The following is a 22,603-nucleotide window of genomic DNA, read 5'->3' as shown; positions in this document are numbered from 1 at the left end:
GAGCAGCCTTACTGGACTGCCAGCATCGCCGTCTTCGCGGCGGTGATGGCGGCCTGATAGTTCTTGATGAGGGCTTCGGTCGGCGCCGCGAAGGCGTCGAGGATCGTGCCGGGCGCGATGCCGTACCAGATCGTCAGCAGGACGAGCGGCACGAAGATCGCGATCTCGCGTGCGTTGAGGTCGGTGATGTCCTTGAGCTCGGGCTTCGTAAGCTCGCCGAAGACGACGCGGCGATAGAGCCAGAGCGCATAGCCCGCCGACAGGATCACGCCGGTGGTCGCCAGGAACGCCACCCAGGGATTGGCCTTGAAGGCGCCCATCAGCGTCAGGAACTCGCCGACGAAGCCGGCGGTGCCGGGCAGACCGACATTGGCCATGGTGAAGATCATGAACACCACCGCATAGAGCGGCATCCGGTTGACCAGGCCGCCATAGGCGGCGATCTCGCGGGTGTGCATCCGGTCGTAGATCACGCCGACGCAGAGGAAGAGCGCGCCCGAGACCAGGCCGTGGCTGACCATCTGGAACATGGCACCCTGGATGCCCTGCGGCGTCAGGGTGAACAGGCCCATGGTGACGAAGCCCATATGCGCCACCGAGGAGTAGGCGATCAGCTTCTTGATGTCCTCCTGCATCAGCGCCACCAGCGAGGTGTAGATGATGGCGATGACGGAGAGCGCGAAGACCAGCGGCGCGAACATCGCCGAGGCATCCGGGAACATCGGGATCGAGAAGCGGATGAAGCCGTAGCCGCCCATCTTCAAGAGGATCGCCGCCAGGATGACGGAGCCGGCCGTCGGCGCTTCGACGTGCGCGTCGGGCAGCCAGGTGTGGACCGGCCACATCGGCATCTTCACCGCGAAGGAGGCGAAGAAGGCGAGCCAGAGCCAGGGCTGCATCTGGACCGGGAACTTGTGCGCCAGCAGCGTCGGAATGTCGGTGGTGCCGGCGTTCCAATACATCGCCATGATGGCGAGCAGCATCAGCACCGAGCCGAGCAACGTGTAGAGGAAGAACTTGTAGGAGGCGTAGACCCGGCGCTTGCCGCCCCAGATGCCGATGATCAGGAACATCGGGATCAGGCCCGCTTCGAACAGCAGGTAGAACAGCACGAGGTCGAGCGCGACGAAGACGCCGATCATCAGCGTCTCGAGGATCAGGAACGCGACCATGTACTCGCGCACCCGCTTCTCGACCGAGGTCCAGGACGCCAGGATGCAGAACGGCATCAGGAACGCGGTCAGGACCACGAAGGGGAAGGAGAAGCCGTCGACGCCGAGCTTGAACTTGATGATGTCCGAGACCCAGGCATGGCTCTCGACCATCTGGAAGCCTGGATTGGCCGAGTCGAAGCGGCCCCAGGCGACCAGCGCCAGGATGAAGGTCGCGACCGTCGCGATCAGCGCCGCCCAGCGGGCGTTGGAGTTGACCGACGCCTCGTCGCCGCGCTGCGCCAGGATGAAGGCGGCGCCGACCAGCGGCAGGACCAGGAGACCGGTGAGGATACCGAAGCCGAACATCATCTCACCCGCGGGCCATGAGGTACCAGGTCACCAGCCCGGCGACGCCGATCAGCATGGCGAAGGCATAGTGGTAGACATAGCCGGTCTGCAGCCGAACGACCCGGTTGGTCACGTCGACGACGCGGGCCGAGACCCCGTCCGGCCCGAGGCCGTCGATGACGGCGCCGTCGCCCTTCTTCCAGAGGAAGCGGCCGAGCCACATCGCCGGCTTCACGAACAGGAAGTCGTAGATCTCGTCGAAATACCACTTGTTGAGCAGGAACTTGTAGAGGACCGGGTTGGCGGCCGCGAGCTTGCCCGGGATCTCGGGCCGGCGCATGTACATGTACCAGGCCAAGACGAAGCCGATCAGCATCGCGACGAAGGGCGATGCGACCACCCATTTCGGCACTTCGTGCATGGCGTGCAGGATGTGGTTGTCCTTGCCGGTGAACAGCGCCGCCTTCCAGAAGTGCTCGTAGTCGTGGCCGACGAACGCTTCCTTGAAGGCGAAGCCGGCCGCGACCGCGCCGAGCGATAGCACGGCGAGCGGAATCAGCATGACCAGCGGGCTCTCATGCGGCGTGTGGTCGTGGCCGTGACCATGGCCGTGATTGTCATCATGAGCGTGCGCGGCATGAGCATGATCATCGTGACCATGACCGTGACCGCCCCAGCGCGGCTGCCCTTCAAAGGTCATGAAGTAGAGGCGCCAGGAGTAGAACGAGGTCATCAGCGCAGCGGCAACCAGCAGCACGAAGGCATAGGAGCTGGCGAAGCTGCCATGCCCGATCGAGGCATAGGCGCTTTCGATGATGGCGTCCTTCGAGAAGAAGCCGGCGAATCCAAGCACGGTTCCGGGAATGCCGACGCCGGTCAGCGCCAGCGTGCCGATCGTCATGGCGGCTGCGGTCCACGGGATGTGCTTACGCAGGCCACCCATGTTCCGCATGTCCTGCTCGTGGTGCATCGCATGGATGACCGAGCCGGCGCCCAAGAAGAGCAGCGCCTTGAAGAAGGCGTGGGTGAACAAATGGAAGATGCCGGCTGAATAGGCGCCGACCCCCATCGCCACGAACATGTAGCCGAGCTGCGAGCAGGTCGAATAGGCGATGACGCGCTTGATGTCGTTCTGCACCAGGCCGACGGTCGCAGCGAAGAAGGCGGTGGTGGCGCCGATGACGACGACGACGGTCAGCGCGACCGGGGCATATTCAAAGATCGGCGACAGGCGCGCCACCATGAAGACGCCGGCGGTGACCATGGTCGCGGCATGGATCAGCGCCGAGACCGGGGTCGGGCCTTCCATCGCATCCGGCAGCCAGGTGTGCAGCAGGAACTGCGCCGACTTGCCCATCGCGCCCATGAACAGAAGCAGGGCGGTCAGCGTCAGCGCGTTCCAGTCATAGCCGAGGAAGCGGAAGCTGCGCTCCGTCAGGCCGGCGATCTGCGGGAAGATGCTGTCGAAGGCGACCGATCCGGTCAGCACGAAGACCAGGAAGATGCCGAGCAGGAAGCCGAAATCGCCGACGCGGTTGACGACGAAGGCCTTGATTGCCGCGGCGTTGGCCGAGGGCTTCTGATACCAGAAGCCGATCAGCAGATAGGAGGCGAGACCGACGCCTTCCCAGCCGAAGAACATCTGCACGAGGTTGTCGGCCGTCACCAGCATCAGCATGGCGAAGGTGAACAGTGACAGATAGGCGAAGAAGCGCGGCCGCGACGGGTCCTCGTGCATGTACCCGATCGAATACAGGTGCACGAGCGAGGAGACGGTGTTGACGACGACCAGCATCACCGCGGTCAGCGTGTCGATACGGAAGGCCCAGTCGACCCGCAGGTCGGCCGAGGCCAGCCAGGTCGCGACCTGAACGCGGGTGGTGCCCGAGCCGAAGCCGACCTGGAACAGGGCGACCCAGGACAGCACCGCCGAGAGCAGCAGCAGGGTGGTGGTAACGATCTCCGAGGCGCGGGCGCCGATCAGCCGGCCGAAGAGGCCGGCGATGAAGAAGCCGATCAGGGGAAGGAAGACGATCGCTTGATACATGGCAGGTTACGGGCGCGTTGCCGCGCTCAGCCTTTCATCATGTTGATGTCTTCCACCGCGATCGTGCCGCGGTTGCGGAAGTAGACGACGAGAATGGCGAGCCCGATCGCGGCCTCGGCGGCGGCGACGGTCAGCACCAGCATGGCGAAGACCTGGCCGACGATGTCGTTCAGGAAGCTCGAGAAGGCGACGAAGTTGAGGTTGACCGAGAGCAGGATCAGCTCGATCGACATCAGGATGACGATGACGTTCTTGCGGTTGATGAAGATGCCGAGCACGCCGAGCGTGAACAGGATCGCAGCGACCGCAAGGTAAGAACCAAGCCCGACCATCACGCCATCTCCTCGGGAACGCCGGCGCGCGAAGGCACCTGCTTCACATCCATCGCCGCTTCCTTGGTGCGGGCGTTCTGAGTCGGGATATCCTGGCGCTTGATGCCCTTGCGGTCGCGCAGCGTCAGCACGATCGCGCCGATCATCGCGACCAGCAGCACGAGCCCGGCCGCCTGGAAGTAGTAGATGTACTTCGTATAGAGCACCTGGCCGAGCGCAGCCGTATTGGTGACATTGGCAGGAATAGCCGCGACCGGCGCGCGCACGATCTGGGGGTCGATGACCCAGGCGCCGACGACCAGCAGCAATTCGACCGCGAAGATCAGGCCGATCAGGCCGCCGATCGGCAGGTATTGCAGGAAGCCCTGGCGCAGCTCGGCGAAATCGACGTCGAGCATCATCACCACGAAGAGGAAGAGCACCGCGACCGCGCCGACATAGACGACGACCAGCAGCATCGCCAGGAACTCGGCCCCGAGCAGCAGGAACAGGCCCGCCGCGTTGACGAAGGCGAGGATCAGGAACAACACCGAATGCACCGGGTTGCGCGCCGAAATCACCATCAGCGCCGAGGCGATGGTGACGCCTGAAAAGAGATAGAAGAAAGCCGCTGCGGCATTCATCTTCGCCAGCCTTTCCGCCCTTGCGGGCGGCCCTCGTTTCGTCACACGGCGGGCCCGAGTCCCGCCGCAGTTTGGAGCGTCTATAGTCAGGCCCGCCTAGCGCGACAACCGCGCGACGGGCCGCCATCCTCAGCGATACGGCGCATCCATCGCGATGTTGCGCGCGATCTCGCGTTCCCAGCGGGCGCCGTTATCGAGCAGCTTGTCCTTGTCGTAGAACAGCTCCTCGCGCGTCTCGGTGGCGAACTCGAAATTCGGCCCCTCGACGATGGCATCGACCGGGCAAGCTTCCTGGCAGAAGCCGCAATAGATGCACTTGGTCATGTCGATGTCGTAGCGCGTCGTACGGCGGGTGCCGTCATTGCGGCGCGGGCCGGCCTCGATCGTGATCGCCTGCGCCGGGCAGATCGCCTCGCAGAGCTTGCAGGCGATGCAGCGTTCCTCGCCGTTCGGATAGCGACGCAGCGCGTGCTCACCCCGGAAGCGCGGCGAGAGCACGCCCTTCTCGAAGGGATAGTTCAGCGTCGCCTTCGGCTTGAAGAAGTAACGCATCGACAAGGCGAACGCGCCGACGAACTCCTTGAGGAGCAGTCCCTTGGCGGCTTGCGCGAGTGACATCCTTCTCGTCCTTCTCTCGTCTCAGCCAAACAGAGTCTGGCCGATCAGGTAACCGACGATGGGCAGACCACCCACCGAAACCACCAGCACCGCCGCCTTCAACAGGCGGATGCGCCGTTCGTAATCGTCCTTCTCGGCCTGCGTCCGGGAGCTGTCGGTGCGGCGCAACGCGCCGACCACAACGCCCGTGACGAGCCGATACTCGATCAGGCCGACGACGAAGCCGACCAGGGCTCCGATCAGGCCGGCCTGCCCCGCCATCAGGGAGCGGGCCCCCAACCGGTGATCTGCAGCACCGCCGCAACGATCACGACACAGGCCAGCGACAACGGCAGGAAGACCTTCCAGCCCAGCCGCATCAGCTGGTCATAGCGGTAGCGCGGCACGAAGGCCTTCACCATGGCGAACATGAAGAAGACCATGCAGACCTTGAGCGCGAACCAGAACACGCCCGGCAGCCAGGTGAAAGGCGCGATCGGGAACGGCGGCAGCCAACCTCCGAGGAACAGGATCGTGGTCAGCGAGCACATGGTCATGATCGCCACGTATTCGCCGAGCATGAACAGCAGGTAGGGGGTCGAGGAGTACTCGACCATGAAACCGGCGACGAGCTCCGATTCCGCCTCGGCCAGGTCGAAGGGCGGCCGGTTCGTCTCGGCCAGCGCCGAGATGAAGAAGACAATGAACATCGGGAAGAGCGGCAGCCAGTACCAGCCGAACAGGCCCGCCTTCGAGTTCTGCGCCTCGACGATCGCCGACAGGTTGAGCGAGCCGACGCAGAGCAGCACGGTGACGATCACGAAGCCGATCGAGACCTCGTAGGAGACCATCTGCGCCGCCGAGCGGAGCGCGCTGAGGAACGGGTACTTCGAGTTCGAAGCCCAGCCGCCCATGATGATGCCATAAACGCCGAGCGAGGAGATCGCGAAGATATAGAGGATGCCGACATTGATGTCGGCGATCGCCCAGCCATCCGCAACCGGGATCACCGCCCAGGCCGCCAGCGAGAGCAGGCAGGAGATCAGCGGCGCCAGCAGGAACACGCCCTTGTTGGAGCCCGATGGGATGATCGGCTCCTTGAAGACGAACTTCAGCAGGTCGGCGAAGCTCTGGAACAGGCCGAATGGGCCGACCACGTTCGGGCCGCGGCGCAACTGCACCGCCGCCCAGATCTTGCGATCTGCGAGCAGGATGAACGCGATGAAGACCAAGAGGCAGACCAGCAGCAGCAGGCTCTTGCCGGCAATGATCGCGAGGTCGAGGACGAGGTCCCAGTTCATCTCTTACTCCGCCGCCTGGCGCATGCGGCCGGAGGCCAGCGCCGAGCATTCCGCCATCACCGCCGAAGCGCGGGCAATGGGGTTCGTGGTGTAGAAATCGGCGACGGCCGGGACGAAGCCGGCCTTGTCGGTCGCGCCGCCCTGCCCGGCCAGCTTCGCCAGCCCGGCGCGGTCATTCTCGGCGACCGTGTCGACCGCAGCGAAATGCGGATGGGCGGCATAGAGCTCGCGGCGCAGCGCCGACAGCGAGTCGAAGGGCAACGGCTTCCCGAGCGAGGCCGAGAGCGCCCGCAGGATCGCCCAGTCCTCCTTGGCATCGCCGGGCGGGAAGGTGGCGCGCGCAGCCATCTGCACGCGGCCTTCGGTGTTGACGAAGGTGCCGGATTTCTCGGTGTAGGCCGCGCCCGGCAGGATCACGTCGGCGCGGTGCGCGCCCTTGTCGCCATGGCTGCCCTGGTAGACCACGAAGGCACCGGCCGGCACCTCGATTTCGTCGGCGCCGAGCAGGAAGAGCACGTCGAGTGCGCCCTCCCTCGTCATGCGAGCGACGTCGTGACCGCCCTCCCCCGGCACGAAGCCGAGATCGAGACCGCCGACGCGGGCGGCCGCCGTGTGCAGCACGCCGAAGCCGTTCCAGCCATCCTTGACCGCGCCGAGCACCTCGGCGGCCTTGGCCGCGAGCGAGAGCACGGCGGCACCGTCAGAGCGCGTGAGAGCGCCCTGCCCGACCAGCACCATCGGCCGCTCGCCAGCCGCCCCGGCCCGCTTGACCAAGTCCGCCAGGGTCTCGGCGCCGGCGCCGAGATAGTCATAGGCATAGGTCAGGTCGACCTTCTCGCCGATCAGCGAGACCTTGAAGTCGCCGCGCAGCCAGCGCTTGCGGATGCGGGCATTGACGATCGGCGCCTCGCGGCGCGGGTTCGAGCCGATGATCAGCAGCGAGGTCGCGTCCTCGATGCCGGCGATCCCGGTGTTGAGGATATAGCTGGCGCGGCCGAAGGCCGGGTCGAGCTTCGCGCCGTCCTGGCGGCAATCGAGATTGTGAGAGCCGAGGCCTGCGATCAGCGCCTTGAGCGCATACATCTCTTCGACCGCGGCGAGATCGCCGGCGATCGCGCCGATGCGCTCCGGCTTGGCGGCCTTGAGCTTGGAGGCGACCAGCGCAAGTGCCTCGGTCCAGCTCGCCGGGCGCAGGGCGCCGTTCTCGCGGATATAGGGGCGGTCGAGCCGCTGGGTCCGGAGGCCGTCGGCGATGTGGCGGGTCTTGTCGGAGATCCACTCCTCGTTCACCGCCTCGTTGACGCGGGGCAGCACGCGCATCACCTCACGGCCGCGCGAGTCGACGCGGATCGCCGATCCGACCGCATCCATCACGTCGATGGATTCGGTCTTGGTCAGCTCCCAGGGCCGCGCCTTGTTCTGGTAGGGCTTGGAGGTCAGGGCGCCGACCGGGCAGAGGTCGACGACATTGCCCTGCAGCTCCGAGCTCATCGCGTGCTCGAGATAGGTGGTGATCTCCATGTCCTCGCCGCGGCCGATCGCGCCGAGGTCGGAGGCACCGGCGACCTCGGTGGTGAAGCGGACGCAGCGCGTGCACTGGATGCAACGCGTCATCGAGGTCTTGACCAGCGGGCCGATATACTTGTCCTCGACGGCGCGCTTGTTCTCGGCATAGCGCGAGGTGTCGACGCCGTAGGCCATGGCCTGGTCCTGCAGGTCGCACTCGCCGCCCTGGTCGCAGATCGGGCAGTCGAGCGGATGGTTGATGAGCAGGAACTCCATCACCCCTTCGCGCGCCTTCTTGACCATGGGCGACTTGGTCAGCACGACCGGCGGCTCGCCGTTCGGGCCGGGACGCAGGTCGCGCACGCCGATGGCGCAGGAAGCCTGCGGCTTCGGCGGGCCGCCCTTCACCTCGACCAGGCACATGCGGCAATTGCCGGCGATCGAGAGCCGCTCATGGAAGCAGAAGCGCGGCACTTCGGCGCCCGCCGCCTCGCAGGCCTGGAGTACGGTGTACTCCGGCGGGACGTCGACCTCGATGCCGTCGATCAGAAGCTTGGTCATGGTCTCACTCCGCCGCCATGAGCCTGACCGGCTCGCCATGCGGGTTGGCGGCATAGTCGTCGATGCGCTGCTCGATCTCGTGACGGAAATGGTTGATCAGGCCCTGGATCGGCCAGGCGGCAGCATCGCCCAGCGCGCAGATGGTGTGGCCCTCGATCTGCTTGGAGACGTCGAGCAGCATGTCGATCTCGCGCTTCTGGGCGCGCCCCTCGGCCATGCGGTTGACGACGCGCCACATCCAGCCGGTACCCTCGCGGCAGGGCGTGCACTGGCCGCAGCTCTCATGCTTGTAGAAATAGCTGATGCGAGCGATGGCGCGGATGATGTCGGTCGACTTGTCCATCACGATCACCGCCGCCGTGCCGAGGCCCGACTTCAGCTTGGAGAGCGAGTCGAAATCCATCGGCGTGTCGATGATCTGCTCCGCCGGCACCATGCGCACCGACGAGCCGCCGGGGATGACCGCCTTGAGATTGTCCCAGCCGCCGCGGATGCCACCGCAATGGCGGTCGATCAGCTCGCGGAAGGTCAGGCCCATCGCCTCTTCGACGTTGCAGGGCTTGTTCACATGGCCGGAGACGCAGAACAGCTTGGTGCCGACATTGTTCGGCGTGCCGATCGAGGAGAACCAGCTGGCGCCACGGCGCAGGATGGTCGGCGCGACCGCGATCGACTCGACGTTGTTGACGGTGGTCGGGCAGCCATAGAGGCCGACATTGGCCGGGAAAGGCGGCTTCAGCCGCGGCATGCCCTTCTTGCCCTCTAGGCTCTCCAGCAGCGCCGTCTCTTCGCCGCAGATATAGGCGCCGGCGCCGTGATGCACATAGAGATCAAAGGGATAGCCGTGCTTGTTGTTCTTGCCGATGAGGTTGGCCTCATAGGCCTCGTCGACGGCGCGCTGCAGCGCCTCGCGCTCGCGGACATATTCGCCGCGGATGTAGATGTAGGCCGCGTGCGCGCCCATGGCAAAGGAGGCGATCAGGCAGCCCTCGACCAGCGTATGCGGGTCGTTGCGCATGATCTCGCGATCCTTGCAGGTGCCCGGCTCCGACTCGTCGGCGTTGACGACGAGGTAGTGCGGGCGCCCGTCGCTCTGCTTGGGCATGAACGACCATTTCAGGCCGGTCGGGAAGCCGGCGCCGCCGCGCCCGCGCAGGCCCGACTTCTTCATCTCGTCGATGATCCAGTCGCGCCCCTGCTCGAGCAGGAATTTGGTGCCGTCCCAGGCGCCGCGCTGGATGGCGCCCTTCAGCCCGGGATCGTGCAGGCCGTAGAGATTGGTGAAGATGCGGTCGCGATCAGCAAGCATCGTTGTTCGCCTCAGTTCGCCGGCTTGTCGCCGAGCTTGCTCTCCGGCCGCCAGCCGGTAGCGAGCTTCTTCGCCTGCGAGATCCAGTCGTCACGGACCGCCCTGCCCTTGAAGCCGGTCAGCCGGGCATCGACCCAGGCGAGCTCGGCGGGGGTCCAGGCGGCGACCTGGTCGAAGTGCCAGATGCCCATCTCGTTGAGCATCTTGCCGAGCTTGGGACCGACGCCCCAGATCAGCTCGAGATCGTCGCCCTTGCCACCGCGCGCCGCGGTCAGCAGCTGCGGCTTGGACTCGGCCACGGCGGAGGCGGGCTCGGCTGCGGGGGCAGCCTTGGCCGCTGGCGCCTTTGGAGCCTCGCTCTTGGTGGTGTCCTTGATCGCCTTGCTCGTCGCCGAGGGCGTATCCTGCGCGGCATTCGCCGGCTGCTTCGGATCGGAGGGCTTCGGGCGGGCCGGCGCCGCGGCTTCGGGAGCCGGCGCGGTCTTGACGTCGGTCGGGCCTGCCTTGGCCGTCGCGGCTGCCGTCTCGGCCTCCGCCTTGGCCTTGGCCTCGGCCGCAGCCTTCTCGCTGGCGATCTTGATCGCGGCTTCTTCGCGCTGCTTGGTGATGCGCTTCTGCCAGTCGCCAGCGCCGATCATCGAACCGTCGAACAGGGCCGGATCCTTCAGCGTGTCGCCACCACCGAGCGGCTCAGAGCAGGAACGGTCGACCTGCGGGCCAGGCTTGGTCGGACGCCCGTGACGCAGGTCCTCGAGCAGCTCGCGGAAATTCTCCGGCGTCAGGTCTTCGTAGTAGTCGAAATTGATCTGCGCCATCGGGGCGTTGCAGCAGGCGCCGAGGCACTCGACCTCGAGCCAGGACAGCTTGCCGTCGGCGGTAACGGTCGACTGCGGGCCGATCACGTCCTCGCAGACCTTCTTCAGCGCCTCGGCGCCGCGCAAGGCGCAGGGCGTCGTGCCGCAGAGCTGGATGAAATGCGTGCCGACCGGCTGCAGGTTGAACATGGTGTAGAAGGTCGCGACCTCCAGCACCCGCATCGGCGCCATGCCGAGCTTATGCGCGACCGCCTCGATCGCGGCGCGCGGCAGCCAGCCATGATGCTGCTCCTGCGCCTTCCACAGCAGCGGAATCACGGCCGAGGCCTGGCGGCCCTCCGGGTATTTGGCGATCTGCTGGTCGGCCCAGTTCTCGTTCGCCGCATTGAAGGCGAAGGAGGCCGGCTGAACGTGATCGGGCGCGAGACGACGGACGGACATCAGCGGTCCACCTCACCAAAGACGATATCGAGGGAGCCGAGGATCGCGGAGACGTCGGCGAGCATGTGCTTGCGGCACATGAAATCCATGGCCTGGAGATGGGCGAAGCCCGGCGCCTTGATCTTGCAGCGATAGGGCTTGTTGGTGCCGTCGGAGACGAGATAGACGCCGAACTCGCCCTTGGGCGCCTCGACGGCGGCGTAGACCTCGCCCTCGGGCACCTTGTAGCCCTCGGTGTAGAGCTTGAAGTGGTGGATCAGCGCTTCCATCGAGCGCTTCATCTCGCCGCGCTTGGGCGGCACCATCTTGCCGTCGAGCGAGGAGACCGGGCCGCCGCCATCGGCCGCCAGCAGCTTCTCGCAGCACTGCTTCATGATGCGGACCGACTGGCGCATCTCTTCCATGCGGATGCAGTAGCGGTCGTAGCAGTCGCCGTTCTTGCCGACGGGGATGTCGAATTCCATCTCCTCGTAGCACTCATAGGGCTGGCTCTTGCGCAGGTCCCAGGGCGCGCCGGAGCCGCGCACCATCACGCCCGAGAAACCCCATTTCCAGCAGGTCTCAAGATCGACGACGCCGATGTCGACATTGCGCTGCTTGAAGATGCGGTTGTCGGTGAGCAAGCCTTCGAGGTCGTCGCAGACCTTGAGGAACGGGTCGCACCATTCGGCGATGTCGTGGATCAGCGAGGTCGGCAGGTCCTGGTGGACGCCGCCCGGCCGGACATAGGCCGCGTGCATGCGCGCGCCACAGGCCCGCTCGTAGAAGATCATCAGCTTCTCGCGCTCCTCGAAGCCCCAGAGCGGCGGGGTGAGCGCGCCGACGTCCATCGCCTGCGTGGTGACGTTGAGGATGTGCGAGAGGATGCGGCCGATCTCGGAATAGAGAACGCGGATGAGCTGGCCGCGACGCGGCACGGTCACGCCCATCAGCTTCTCGACCGCGAGCGCGTAGGCATGCTCCTGGTTCATCGGCGCGACATAGTCGAGCCGGTCGAAATAGGGCACGGCCTGGAGGTAGGTCTTGTGCTCGATCAGCTTCTCGGTGCCGCGATGCAGCAGGCCGATATGCGGGTCGACGCGCTCGACGATCTCGCCGTCGAGCTCCAGCACCAGGCGCAGCACGCCGTGCGCCGCCGGGTGCTGCGGCCCAAAATTGATCGAGAAATTGCGGATGTTGTGCTCGGTCATGTCCGGCCTTCCTGGGCGGCATGGAATTCAGCGATCACCTGCTCACCGGTCTTGCGGCGGCGCTCGCCCGCGAAGGCGTAGAGGTCAGGCTTCTCGTCGATGAAGATCTCTTCGGCGAAGACGAGATCAGAAGGATTGTCGAGGCTCGGGAACGCCACGGCGACATGGCCCTCGCCCGAGCGCTGGCGCCAGAACAGGCTGGTGCCGCAGTTCCGGCAGAAGACGCGCTCGCCCCATTCCGAGGAGGTGTAGACCGCAAGATGGGTCTCATCGACAACGGCGACGTCCGTGCAGGGCACGGTCATCAGCACGCCGCCGCTCCATTTGCGACACATGTCGCAATGGCAGACATCCATCTCCGGCTTGGCCATGGTCGCCGTGAAGCGCACCGAGCCGCAGAGACAGCCGCCGAAAAGTTTGTGGCCTTCGCCCATCCGCTCAGCCCGCCTTGGCCTTCTCGTCGCCCGGCAGGACGTATTCCGTCCCTTCCCAGGGCGAGAGGAAGTCGAAGTTGCGGAACTCCTGGTTCAGCTTCACCGGCTCATAGACGACGCGCTTCTGCTCGTCGTCATAGCGAACCTCCACGAAGCCGGTCAGCGGGAAGTCCTTGCGCAGCGGATAACCCTCGAAGCCGTAATCGGTGAGGATGCGGCGCAGGTCCGGGTGGTTCGAGAACAGGATGCCGTAGAAGTCGTAGGCCTCGCGCTCGTACCAGTTCGCCGCCGGGAAGACCTCGATCACAGACGGCACCGGGGTCGCCTCGTCAGCCTGGACCTTGACGCGGATGCGCCGGTTGTGGCGCGGCGAAAGCAGGTGATAGACGACCTCGAAGCGCTTCTCGCGCTGCGGATAATCGGCGCCGGCGATATCGGTGAAATTGACGAAGCGGAAGCGCGGATCGTCGTAGAGGGTCTTGAGGACCCGCACGATCTCTGCGGCTTCCGCCAGCACCGTGATCTCGTCGAAGGCGACGACGATATCGGTCACCGCGCCGGGCAGCGCCGCCTTGATCTCTTCGCCCAATGTCACGAGCGCTTCGCTCATCGCATCACCTTCGCAAGCCGCCGGTCGTTGAGCGCCTCAGCGCTCGATCGTCCCGGTCCGCCGGATCTTCTTCTGCAGCAGCAGCACGCCATAGAGCAGCGCTTCCGCGGTCGGCGGGCAGCCCGGCACATAGACGTCGATCGGCACGATGCGGTCGCAGCCGCGCACCACCGAATAGCTGTAGTGGTAATATCCGCCGCCATTGGCGCAGGAGCCCATCGAGATGACGTAGCGCGGCTCCGGCATCTGGTCGTAGACCTTGCGCAGGGCCGGAGCCATCTTGTTGGTCAGCGTGCCGGCGACGATCATCACGTCCGATTGCCGCGGACTGGCTCGGGGAGCGAAGCCAAATCGCTCGACGTCGTAGCGCGGCATGGAGAGCTGCATCATCTCGACCGCGCAGCAGGCGAGGCCGAAGGTCATCCACATCAAGGAGCCCGTACGGGCCCAGTTGATCAGGTCGTCGCTCGCCGTGACGAGGAAGCCCTTGTCGGCGAGCTCGTTGTTGATCTCGACGAAGTAGGGATCGCGGGCGCCGAGCGGCTTGCCGTCGGGGCCGAGCAGGCCCCTGGGAGCCTGCGCGACGAGCGGATCACCGCGATCGATCGCTGTCATGGCCATCAGTTCGAACCTTTAGGTTTCGTCGAATGTAAGAACGGTACCAGGACGGTATCAGGTTTACGCGACAATTGGTCAGTCCCACTCGAGCGCGCCCTTGCGCCACTCGTAGACGAAGCCGACCGTCAGCACGCCGAGGAAGACCATCATCGACCAGAAGCCGACCCAGCCGAGCCCGCCGAAGGCGACCGCCCAGGGGAAGAGGAAGGCGACCTCGAGGTCGAAGATGATGAAGAGGATGGCGACGAGGTAGAAGCGCACGTCGAACTTCATGCGCGCATCGTCAAAGGCGTTGAAGCCACATTCATAGGCCGAGAGCTTCTCGGCATCCGGCTTGGAATAGGCGACGGCAAAGGGAGCGATCAGCAGCGCCAGGCCGATCACCAGCGCCAGGCCGATGAAGATCACCAGCGGCAGGTAGTCCGACAGCAGGGACTGCACAGGAAGAGCTTGCATCTGTCACCCCGCTTCAACCCGGCGCCGAGGCGGCGCCCTCAATCTCGCCAGTCGATTAGACCCTGCTTTAGAATCACGCAAGGGTTCGCCGCGCCGCACAACCCGGCTGTCGCCATGTCTTTGCCGCATATGTTCGCCCGGCCTGCGGAAGCGGCACGATTCCCGGCCGTTTCGGCTCCGATTTTCGTGATCGGACGCGCCTCGCGCAAGGTGGTTGTCGCGGCGCGTCGAAGCGTGGCAAACGGGGACGTAACGTTAAGTCTTCGGCGCCGGCACGATTCGTCGGCAGGCACTGCCGATGCGTCAGGAGCACCGTTGCGGGACATGCCGAAGCCGACAACGCATCGTGATCGCGCGATCCCGGCTGCTGCGCCGCTGTCGACGTCCCGCGCAGCATGAGGGCAATGCGGCGAGTCGTTCTGGCCGGTGCCTGTGTCACCGGGTTGATGCTCGGTGGCCCGGCCGCAGCGCAGATGATGCTGGCGCCGCTGCCGCCAGAGCGCCCATTCGATCTCGACCTGCAGATCAAGCCGGGCGCGCCGCCGATCGTCGTGCTTCCCCAGGCCCCGGTCGAAGCCAGCGCCGTGACGACGCCTGGACCGGCCCCCACCCTTGCCCAGCCCGAGCCCGATGACGACGAGGGGCCGGAATGGCCACAGCGCACGCCGGGGCAGACCGCCGAGGAACCCGCCTTCGACCCCAACGAGAAACCCGACAGACCGGGCATCTCGACCGATCCCGGCACCTCGATCGCCTGCCTGCCGCCGGTGCTGAAGGGCATTCTCGGCAAGATCTCGGACAAATACGGGGCGGTGAAGGTGACCTCGACCTGGCGGCCGCCATGGCGAGCGCGGCGCGGCTCCTACCACAAGCGCTGCGAGGCGATGGACTTCCGCGTGCCGGGCGTCAGGCCGCGTGCCGTGCTGGAATGGGCCCGTGCCCTCCCCGAGGTCGGCGGCAACAAGGTCTACTGGAACGGGCTGATCCACATCGACACCGGCCCGCGCCGGCCCTGGTGATCAGGCGCAGGGCATCAGCCCAACTCAGATCTCTGTGACGGCTCCCCGAACCGCCTCGAGCGTGGCATCGACGATCGCCTGGTCATGCTCCGAGGAGACGAACCAGGCGCCGCGCTCCAGCACGCGCACGCCCCGCCTGAGCAGCGCATGGGCGAAGCGGCTATAGGCGACCTTGTCGGAGCGGGCGACGTCCCGGTAGTTCCACGCCGGCTCATCGAGGCCGAAGGCGACGTGGAAGATCAGCGGGAAGCCGGCGACCTGTGCCTTGATCCCCGCCCCCGCCAGGATCGAGCGGATACCGTCCTGCAGGCGCTGGCCATGGGCGGAGCTGCGCTCGTAATGCTCCGATGTCAGCAGCTTCTGCGTCGCCACCATCGCCGCCATCGCGATCGGCTGGGCGTTGAAGGTGCCACCATGCAGCACGCCGTCGGCGAAGAGGTCGACCAAATCGGCCCGGCCGGCGATCGCCGCTACCGGAAAGCCGTTGGCGATCGCCTTGGCCATCAGGGTGAGATCCGGCGTGACGCCGAAACGCTCCTGCGCACCGCCTCGGGCGAGCCGAAAACCGGTGATGACCTCGTCGAAGATCAGCAGCGCGCCATGCTGGCGGCAGGCGGCGAGCGCGCCTTCGAGATAGCCGGGCGCGGGCGCGATGGCGCCCTGGTTGCACATCGCCGGCTCCATCAGCACTGCGGCGACGTCGCCCTTGGCGAGGCGCGCTTCCAGCGCCGCAAGATCGTTCCAGCCGAGGATCGAGAGCCCCTCGCCCGCCTCCGGGTCCTGCCCCTTGCTGCCGATCACCGGAGTCGGCACATCCTCCGGCCCGGCCGCGTTCAGCCCCGGCGCGGTGGACCAGAGGATGTTGTCGAACCAGCCGTGATAGTGCCCCTCGAACTTCACGATGGTCCGCCGACCGGTGGCGGCGCGGGCGAGCCGGATCGCCGCCTGCGCCACCTCCGAGCCCGATGAGCCGAAGCGCAGCCGTTCGGCCGAAGGCACGCGCTCGCAGATCAGCTTCGCTGCCTCGTATTCGATCGGCGCCTGACCGGCGAAGAGAATGCCTTTTTCCGCCTGCTTCCTGACCGCTTCCAGCACCGGCTGGGGCGTATGGCCGAGCACGGTCGCGCCCATGCCGCAGTAGTAGTCGATGATCCGGTTGCCATCGACGTCGATGAGATAGGCGCCCTCGCCGCGCTCGAAGACCAGCGGTCCCGGCGCCATGCCGAGGCGGAAATTGCTGTTCACCCCGCCGGCGATGAAGCGCGCATTGTGCGCGATCTGCCGGGCCGATTCCTCGAAGCGGAGTGTTCCCGCTTGCTCGGTGCCGCTCGCTGCCACCTGCGTCGCCTCCGCTGCTTTCATCCGAGCAGACCAAACCGGCCCGTCCACGTAAAGGAACGCCGGTTTCGTGTTGCGGAATTCATGTGTGCTGGCTATGCCGGCTCATCGTTCGGGAAACGACCGGAGCGGCCATGCCGAAGACGAGCGAGAATCCTTACGTCGTGCAGCCGGTGATGAAGGCGCTGAGGGTGCTGGAGCTGGTCGCGCGTCACGGCCACGAGATCGCGCTCACCGCCGTCAGCAAGGAATTGCGGATCCCGAAGACGACGACCTTCCGCTATCTGCAGACGCTGACAGCCGCCAAGTTCCTCGACCACAACCGGGCGACCGACCGCTACACTCTCGGCCCGCAGATGCGTTCGATCGCTCGTGCCGATGCCAGCGTCAGCAAGGTCCGCACCCTCGCCCGCCCGGCGATGATCGAATTGATGCACGAGTTCAACGAGACGGTGAACCTCGCGGTGAAGGGCAACGGCACGATCGTCTATGTCGACCTGATCGAGGCCAATCGCTCGCTGCGCATGCAGGCGCGGATCGGCGACAGCCATCCCATGCACTCGACCGCGCTCGGCAAGGCGATCCTCGCCTTCCTGCCCGAGGCGGAGCGGCAGCGCCAGCTCGACTTGCCACTGACCGAGCGTACCGGCCGCACTTTGCTCGAACGCGAGGAGATCGAGCGGCAATTGCGCCAGGTGGCGCGCACCGGCTACGCCACCGAGATGGGCGAGAACGAGGACGGCGCGATGTGCATCGGCGCTCCGATCCTCGACGAGCACGGCTATCCGGTCGCAGCGCTGTCGATCTCGGCACCACTGATGCGGATGCCGCATTCGCTCGCGGCCAAGGCCGGCGCGCGCCTGCGCGAGATCGCGGCCGGCATCTCGGCGCATCTCGGCTCGCAGCGAGCGGTTTGAGACAGCGTTCATCGGTATTCGATCCGCGGATCGATCCAGGCGTAGAGCATGTCGACTGCGAGGTTGATCAGCATGTAGGCGATCAGGATCACCAGGATGCAGCCCTGGATCAGCGGGTAGTCGCGCGTCGTGATCGCCTGGATGAGCAAACGCCCGAGGCCGGGATAGGTGAAGACCGCTTCGGTGACGACCGCACCGCCAATGAAGTGCGCCATCATCAGTCCGACGATAGTGACGAAGGGCAGCAGTGCATTGCGCATGATGTGCAGGCCGACGACGCGCTTTTCCGGAACGCCCTTGGCGCGGGCGGTGCGGACATAATCGGCCCGCGCCTCGCCGATCAGCGAGGCCCGCAGGAAGCGCCCGAGCACGCCGGAAACGTAGACGCCGAGCGTCAGTGCCGGCAGGGCAAGGCTGCGCAGAGAATCGAGCGGCGCTTGCCAGAGCGGCACATAGCGCGACGCCGAGGGCAGCCAGCGCAACTCGACGGCAAAGAGCAGGATCAGCAGGATGCCGAGCCAGAAGGTCGGCACGCCGAGCGCCAGCGCGCTCCAGCCGCTGAGCACCCGATCGAGCCAGGAATTCGGCCTGACTGCGCTGGCGACCGCGACGGGGATGCCGATGACGAGCGCGACGATGATGGCAGCCAGCGCGAGCTGAAGCGTCGCCGGCAACCGCTCGCCGATCAGTTGGAGCACCGATTGGCGGCTGTGCAGCGACAGGCCGAAATCACCGGCGAGCGCCCGGCCGAGCCAGTCGGCATATTGCATGACCATCGGCCGGTCGAAGCCGAAGCGCCGGGTGACCTCCGCGATTTCCTCGGCCGTGGCGTTCTCGCCGGCGATGACCGCGACCGGGCCGCCCGGCACGGCATAGATCATCGCGAAGATCGCAAACGACGCGATCAGCAGCACCGGTAGCATCTGGGCGAGGCGACGCAGGACGTAGGACGTCATCGCCGGCCTCCGATCGCCACGCCGGAGGCATCGGTCTCGTCGCGGTCGAGGATCGCGGTGAGCGCCCGGCCGATCGTATCGAATGAAAGGATGGTCAGCGTCAGGACGAGACCCGGCAGCACGGCATAAGTCGGAGCCTCGTAGAGATAGGATTTGCCGGTGCGCAGCATCTCGCCCCAGCTCGGCGTCGGCGGCGGCACGCCGACGCCGAGGAAGGCGAGCGCCGCCTCGAGCAGGATCGCGATCGAGGCGAGCACGATCGCCTGCACCACGAGCGGGCTGAGGATATTGGGCAGCAGGGTCCGGACCATGATGTAGCCGGGCCCACCGCCGAAGCTGCGCACGGCCATGACGAAATCGAGCTGGCGCAGCGCCATCACCTGCGACCTGGCGATGCGGGCGAAGCCCGGTATGCCGGCGATGCCGACGGCGATCAGCGCCGCGCCCTGGCTGCGGCCGAGCACCGCGATCAGCGCCATGGCGAAGAGGATGTTCGGCAGAGCGAGCAGCACGTCGATGCAGCGCATCAGCAGCGAGTCGCGCCAGTCGCCATAGAAGCCGGCTACGAGCCCGACCGGCACCCCGATCAGCGCCGCGATCAGGACGGCGCCGAAGGCGGTGACCAGCGAGGTGCGCGCTCCATAGACGACCCGGGCGAGGATATCGCGGCCGAGTTCGTCGGTGCCGAACCAGGCCTCGGCCGAAGGCGGCTTCAGCGAATCCGCAATGCTCTGCGCCAGCGGGTCGAGGGGCAGCAGGTCGGCGAAGATCGCGGTCAGCGCGACCAGAGCGAGGAAGGCGAGGCTCAAGGCGCCGCCGCGCCGGTCGAGCAGCCGGCGCAGCAGGTCTCTCACGGCGGCCAATGCCTCCGTCATATGCAAGCGCCGAACCGCAATACGTCAGGCGCCGGACGGACCCCGATCCACCCCCTCACTTGAACCCGATCGTGCGGGCGATGAAGAGATTGTCGATGTCGAGCGTGATGCCGCCGATTTTCTCAGAGGCGACGATCAGGCCGACATCATAGGAGTTGGTCGGAATGCCGAAGGCGTCCTCGACCATGACGCGATTGAGGTTGTCATAGGCCGCCTTGACCTCGGCCTCGCCACCCGCGGCGGCGTCGACCTTGGCGATCGCCGCGACATAATCCGGATGCGGGTGCGGATCCCTCAGGATCGGATTGCCGGAGGTGCGGTAGATCGAGTTGGTCGTCACCCGAGACGGGAATTTCTGGACATTGCCGACCGCGCCGAAGGTCGCGGCGAAGTCGCCGCCGAGCAGCGCGGTGACGTATTCGGCGCCCTGGCGCATGTCGAGCTCGATCGGGACTCCGACCTTCTGCAGCGAGCCCTGCACGATCTGGCTGATCGCCACGGAGGCCTCGTCGCTGCCGTTGACCAGCAGCTTCCAGCCCTTGATCTCATCGGCGGAAAGGCCGGAGGCTGTGATCAGCTTCTTCGCCTTTTCAAGGTCATAGGCGTAAGTCTTGGTGTAGTTGTCGTCGAAGGCCGGGCTTGCCGGCGCCCAGGGCAGCGCCACCACCTTGCCCATGCCGGCATAGCCGACGCGCAGGATGCTGGCGCGGTCCATCAGGTAATTGAAGGCCTGCCGGAACGACTTGTTGCGGAAGGGCCCGCGCGTCGAATTGATGCGGAAGACCTGCACCAGCGGTCCCGGCCCGGCGAAGACCTGATAGCCGGCGCCCTTCAACCTGACGGCGCTGCGTGAGGAGCCGTTATAGACGATGTCGACCGCGCCCGATTCCAGCGCCGCGGTCGCGGCAGCATCCTCGCTGAACACGGTGAAGACGAGATCCTGCGCGACCGGCTGCTTCTCGCGCCAGTATTTCGGGTTGGCCTTGAGGACCAGCCCCTGGCCGACGGCGCGGCTGACCAGCGTATAAGGGCCGGTGCCGGCCGGCACCGTCTCGACCGTGTCGATGCCCTTGGCCTCGATCGGGATCAGGAACTGCAGGAGATCGAGGATCTGGCGCTCGGGCGCCGGGGCCTTGAAATTGATCACCACCGTGCGCTCGTCCGGCGCCGACCAGTCCTTCACAATCGACATGGTCGAAAAGACGTTCTTGCCACGCTTGGGATCGGCGCCCTTCTGCAACGTCGCCAGCACGGAATCGGACTTGAACGGCGCGCCGCTATGGAAGGTGACCCCGTCGCGCAAGGTCAGGCTGACCGAGGTCTTGTCCGGCGCGATCTTCCATTCGGTCGCGAGGCTCGGCTGCGGCTTTCCCTCCGGCGTGTACTCGATCAGGCTGTCATAGAGGTTCTTGATGACGTGGAAATTGACCGTCGAGAGCTGCTGCGGGTCGAAATTGGCGAGTTCGCTGAGCACCGCGACACGCAAGGTGCCGCCCTTGAGCTGCTGGGCGGAGACCGGGCCGGTGGCCAGCAGCGGCGCTGCTCCAGCCAGAGCGAGACCGGTCATGCAGAATTGACGTCGCGACAGCTTCATCATCGCTCTCCCCTCGTTTTTTGTCAGGTCGACAATCAGCCCGTTCCCACTCCCGGCTGGGACGAATGCGCCCGCCAGTCGCTTATTGTTTCCAGTGGATAGACCGGCCGCGGAATGCGCTGCCACGGCAGGGTGAAGACATCGGATTGCCCCGGCCCGCGCGTGTCGGCGCGGATCACATGCGAGGTGATTGGGGCGAAATACTGGAAGTTCGAGGCCGTCTTGAGCACCGCCATCTTGTAGTCGGCGAGATCGATGCCGAAGGCCTCGTAGACACCCGGCACATTGCCGGCGACGCCGCGCAGTTCGCTGATCAGCAAGGTCACCGGCCCGACATCGAAGATGACGACCCGGCCCATGTCGACCTCGGGCTGGTGGTTGTAGTCCAACTTGACCGGGCCGCCGCCGATCTTGCGCACCTGCCCGGTCACGGTCAGCGGCCTGAAGAAGGCGATCGCCGCGTCGCCGCCGAGCGGCAGGGTCACCTCGGCACCCTCGCCGGCCGCGACCAGCGTCGCGACCGCCTGAGGCGAGATCAGCGGGATCAGAGTCCGGCTGGTCGTGCCCTGCCGCAGGATCGACTCCAGAATCAGGTTGCTGTCGCCGGCGGCGCCGCCGAAGACGGTGTCGCCGGTGTCGCTCAGCACGATCATACCCCGATCGGCAGCGTCGCCGGCTCGCACGGCCTCGTCGACCGAGACCGCCTCCCGCACCTGGAAATCGTCGCGCATCGACCAGGCTAGGTCGGCGAGCTCATCCGCCAATCGCTCGGCGAGCGCCCGGTCGCCATCGGTGACGACGATGGTCGACCAGCCACCCTCGGCAACGTCGAGCCAGGGCTGCATCGGATAGTTCGAGGCCTGCAGCACGCGCGGGTCGGCCTCCAGCGCTCTTGCCCGGTCGAACCAGCGCTTCATCGGGCCCTTCGAGGTCAGGAACTGCTCCTGATGCGAAAGCAGCGGGATCTTGCGCCAGGCCATCATCGGTTTCAGCTTTCCGGTCAGGATGCGCAGCAGCACCTGCGTGCCGACCTTGCCCGTGTCGAAGACGTCGTGCGGCTGGGTCCGATGCCCGACGATCGCCGTGCAATTGGCCATGATCTTGTGGGTGACATTGGCGTGATGATCGAGCCCGAGCAGGATCGGGACATCAGGTCCCAGGATCTGCCGGCAGAGCTCGGCCTGCTCGCCCTCGACATCGTCGATGCCCTCGGCGGCGCAGGCGCCGTGCAGATGCAGGACGAGTCCGTCGATCGGCCCGATCGCTTCGAGGCCGATCCGGATCTTCTCCTGGAAGAAGTCGAAGGCCTCGCGCGAGATCCGGCCGCCCGCCACCGCCCAGGCGCGAATGATCGGGATCGTCTCGATGGCGAGACCCGACTCCCGGACGGCGGCATAGTGGCCACCGATCTGGCCGATCTCGCCGAAATGCCGGGCGATCTCCTCGCCTTCATAGAGGCCGAAGGCCTGGAAATCCGCGAGCGTCGTCAGCACCGGATTGAAGTCGTTGGTCTCCTGGACAATGTGGATCAGGGCCAGACGCACATCGACCTCCCGGACATC

22 protein-coding genes are annotated in these 22,603 nt (G+C 66.0%); 2 read left to right on the top strand and 20 right to left on the bottom strand.

What is annotated here, in order from left to right; genetic code table 11:
• Nucleotides 1-8: 8 nt before the first annotated feature.
• The 15 genes from ACQKLX_RS12485 to ACQKLX_RS12415 all read right to left on the bottom strand — a co-directional run bounded on the left by ACQKLX_RS12485 (nt 9) and on the right by ACQKLX_RS12415 (nt 14,327).
• Complete coding sequence (locus tag ACQKLX_RS12485) at nt 9-1,520, bottom strand: NADH-quinone oxidoreductase subunit M (RefSeq protein ID WP_427361885.1); 1,512 nt, start codon at nt 1,518-1,520, stop codon at nt 9-11.
• Between the two features lie 4 nt (nt 1,521-1,524).
• Nucleotides 1,525-3,549, bottom strand: a complete 2,025-nt coding sequence (gene nuoL, locus ACQKLX_RS12480; RefSeq protein ID WP_427361884.1) for an NADH-quinone oxidoreductase subunit L — start codon at nt 3,547-3,549, stop codon at nt 1,525-1,527.
• 26 nt (nt 3,550-3,575) lie between these two features.
• Nucleotides 3,576-3,884 (bottom strand): NADH-quinone oxidoreductase subunit NuoK, encoded by a 309-nt coding sequence (gene nuoK, locus ACQKLX_RS12475; protein ID WP_091829440.1) that lies wholly within the window; start codon nt 3,882-3,884, stop codon nt 3,576-3,578.
• A complete protein-coding gene (locus ACQKLX_RS12470; RefSeq protein WP_346364090.1) occupies nt 3,881-4,504 on the bottom strand; it encodes an NADH-quinone oxidoreductase subunit J in 624 nt (207 codons plus the stop codon). Before ACQKLX_RS12470 ends, nuoK begins: the two co-directional genes overlap by 4 nt.
• 129 nt (nt 4,505-4,633) lie before the next feature.
• Nucleotides 4,634-5,122 carry an NADH-quinone oxidoreductase subunit NuoI gene (gene nuoI / locus ACQKLX_RS12465; protein ID WP_057192642.1) on the bottom strand — a complete coding sequence of 163 codons (489 nt, stop codon included), beginning with the start codon at nt 5,120-5,122 and terminating at the stop codon, nt 4,634-4,636.
• Between the two features lie 21 nt (nt 5,123-5,143).
• Entirely contained in the window at nt 5,144-5,383 is a 240-nt protein-coding gene (locus tag ACQKLX_RS12460) for a hypothetical protein (protein ID WP_427361883.1), read from the bottom strand.
• Nucleotides 5,383-6,402 carry an NADH-quinone oxidoreductase subunit NuoH gene (gene nuoH, locus ACQKLX_RS12455; protein ID WP_427361882.1) on the bottom strand — a complete coding sequence of 340 codons (1,020 nt, stop codon included), beginning with the start codon at nt 6,400-6,402 and terminating at the stop codon, nt 5,383-5,385. Before nuoH ends, ACQKLX_RS12460 begins: the two co-directional genes overlap by 1 nt.
• A 3-nt stretch (nt 6,403-6,405) precedes the next feature.
• Nucleotides 6,406-8,469 (bottom strand): NADH-quinone oxidoreductase subunit NuoG, encoded by a 2,064-nt coding sequence (gene nuoG, locus ACQKLX_RS12450; protein ID WP_427361881.1) that lies wholly within the window; start codon nt 8,467-8,469, stop codon nt 6,406-6,408.
• Between the two features lie 4 nt (nt 8,470-8,473).
• Nucleotides 8,474-9,778 (bottom strand): NADH-quinone oxidoreductase subunit NuoF, encoded by a 1,305-nt coding sequence (nuoF, locus tag ACQKLX_RS12445; protein WP_427361880.1) that lies wholly within the window; start codon nt 9,776-9,778, stop codon nt 8,474-8,476.
• A gap of 11 nt (nt 9,779-9,789) precedes the next feature.
• Nucleotides 9,790-11,034 (bottom strand): NADH-quinone oxidoreductase subunit NuoE, encoded by a 1,245-nt coding sequence (nuoE, locus tag ACQKLX_RS12440; RefSeq protein WP_427361879.1) that lies wholly within the window; start codon nt 11,032-11,034, stop codon nt 9,790-9,792.
• Nucleotides 11,034-12,224: an NADH-quinone oxidoreductase subunit D gene (locus tag ACQKLX_RS12435; RefSeq protein WP_137880609.1), complete on the bottom strand. Its 1,191-nt coding sequence runs from the start codon at nt 12,222-12,224 to the stop codon at nt 11,034-11,036. The genes nuoE and ACQKLX_RS12435 overlap by 1 nt, the downstream gene beginning before the upstream one ends.
• Nucleotides 12,221-12,658: a GFA family protein gene (locus ACQKLX_RS12430; RefSeq protein ID WP_427361878.1), complete on the bottom strand. Its 438-nt coding sequence runs from the start codon at nt 12,656-12,658 to the stop codon at nt 12,221-12,223. Before ACQKLX_RS12430 ends, ACQKLX_RS12435 begins: the two co-directional genes overlap by 4 nt.
• A 4-nt stretch (nt 12,659-12,662) precedes the next feature.
• Complete coding sequence (locus tag ACQKLX_RS12425) at nt 12,663-13,268, bottom strand: NADH-quinone oxidoreductase subunit C (protein WP_427361877.1); 606 nt, start codon at nt 13,266-13,268, stop codon at nt 12,663-12,665.
• 36 nt (nt 13,269-13,304) lie between these two features.
• The gene (locus ACQKLX_RS12420) at nt 13,305-13,883 is read right to left on the bottom strand and encodes a NuoB/complex I 20 kDa subunit family protein (RefSeq protein WP_091830506.1); all 579 of its coding nucleotides are present in this window, start codon (nt 13,881-13,883) and stop codon (nt 13,305-13,307) included.
• 78 nt (nt 13,884-13,961) lie between these two features.
• Nucleotides 13,962-14,327 carry an NADH-quinone oxidoreductase subunit A gene (locus tag ACQKLX_RS12415; protein ID WP_427361920.1) on the bottom strand — a complete coding sequence of 122 codons (366 nt, stop codon included), beginning with the start codon at nt 14,325-14,327 and terminating at the stop codon, nt 13,962-13,964.
• Between the two features lie 419 nt (nt 14,328-14,746).
• On the opposite strand from ACQKLX_RS12415, the gene ACQKLX_RS12410 reads away from it, so the two are divergent.
• A complete protein-coding gene (locus ACQKLX_RS12410; protein ID WP_427361876.1) occupies nt 14,747-15,361 on the top strand; it encodes a YcbK family protein in 615 nt (204 codons plus the stop codon).
• Between the two features lie 24 nt (nt 15,362-15,385).
• Here ACQKLX_RS12410 and ACQKLX_RS12405 read toward each other — a convergent pair whose 3' ends face one another.
• Nucleotides 15,386-16,699: an aspartate aminotransferase family protein gene (locus ACQKLX_RS12405; protein ID WP_427361875.1), complete on the bottom strand. Its 1,314-nt coding sequence runs from the start codon at nt 16,697-16,699 to the stop codon at nt 15,386-15,388.
• Between the two features lie 134 nt (nt 16,700-16,833).
• Between ACQKLX_RS12405 and ACQKLX_RS12400 the strand changes: the two genes are divergently transcribed.
• Nucleotides 16,834-17,616: an IclR family transcriptional regulator gene (locus ACQKLX_RS12400; protein ID WP_427361874.1), complete on the top strand. Its 783-nt coding sequence runs from the start codon at nt 16,834-16,836 to the stop codon at nt 17,614-17,616.
• A gap of 8 nt (nt 17,617-17,624) precedes the next feature.
• Here ACQKLX_RS12400 and ACQKLX_RS12395 read toward each other — a convergent pair whose 3' ends face one another.
• From ACQKLX_RS12395 to ACQKLX_RS12380, 4 genes are read right to left on the bottom strand one after another with little or no spacing between them, the layout of a single operon-like run.
• Entirely contained in the window at nt 17,625-18,572 is a 948-nt protein-coding gene (locus ACQKLX_RS12395; protein ID WP_427361873.1) for an ABC transporter permease, read from the bottom strand.
• Nucleotides 18,569-19,447 (bottom strand): ABC transporter permease, encoded by an 879-nt coding sequence (locus tag ACQKLX_RS12390; RefSeq protein WP_427361872.1) that lies wholly within the window; start codon nt 19,445-19,447, stop codon nt 18,569-18,571. Before ACQKLX_RS12390 ends, ACQKLX_RS12395 begins: the two co-directional genes overlap by 4 nt.
• Nucleotides 19,448-19,502: 55 nt before the next feature.
• Nucleotides 19,503-21,041, bottom strand: a complete 1,539-nt coding sequence (locus ACQKLX_RS12385; protein WP_427361871.1) for an ABC transporter substrate-binding protein — start codon at nt 21,039-21,041, stop codon at nt 19,503-19,505.
• A gap of 35 nt (nt 21,042-21,076) precedes the next feature.
• Nucleotides 21,077-22,585, bottom strand: coding sequence for a M81 family metallopeptidase (locus tag ACQKLX_RS12380; protein ID WP_427361870.1), 1,509 nt, complete (start codon nt 22,583-22,585; stop codon nt 21,077-21,079).
• Nucleotides 22,586-22,603 lie beyond the last annotated feature (18 nt).

It is taken from the genome of Allobosea sp. NPDC003192 (assembly GCF_050275675.1).
Lineage (GTDB): Bacteria > Pseudomonadota > Alphaproteobacteria > Rhizobiales > Beijerinckiaceae > Allobosea.
This window is presented reverse-complemented; position numbering and strand designations above follow the sequence as displayed.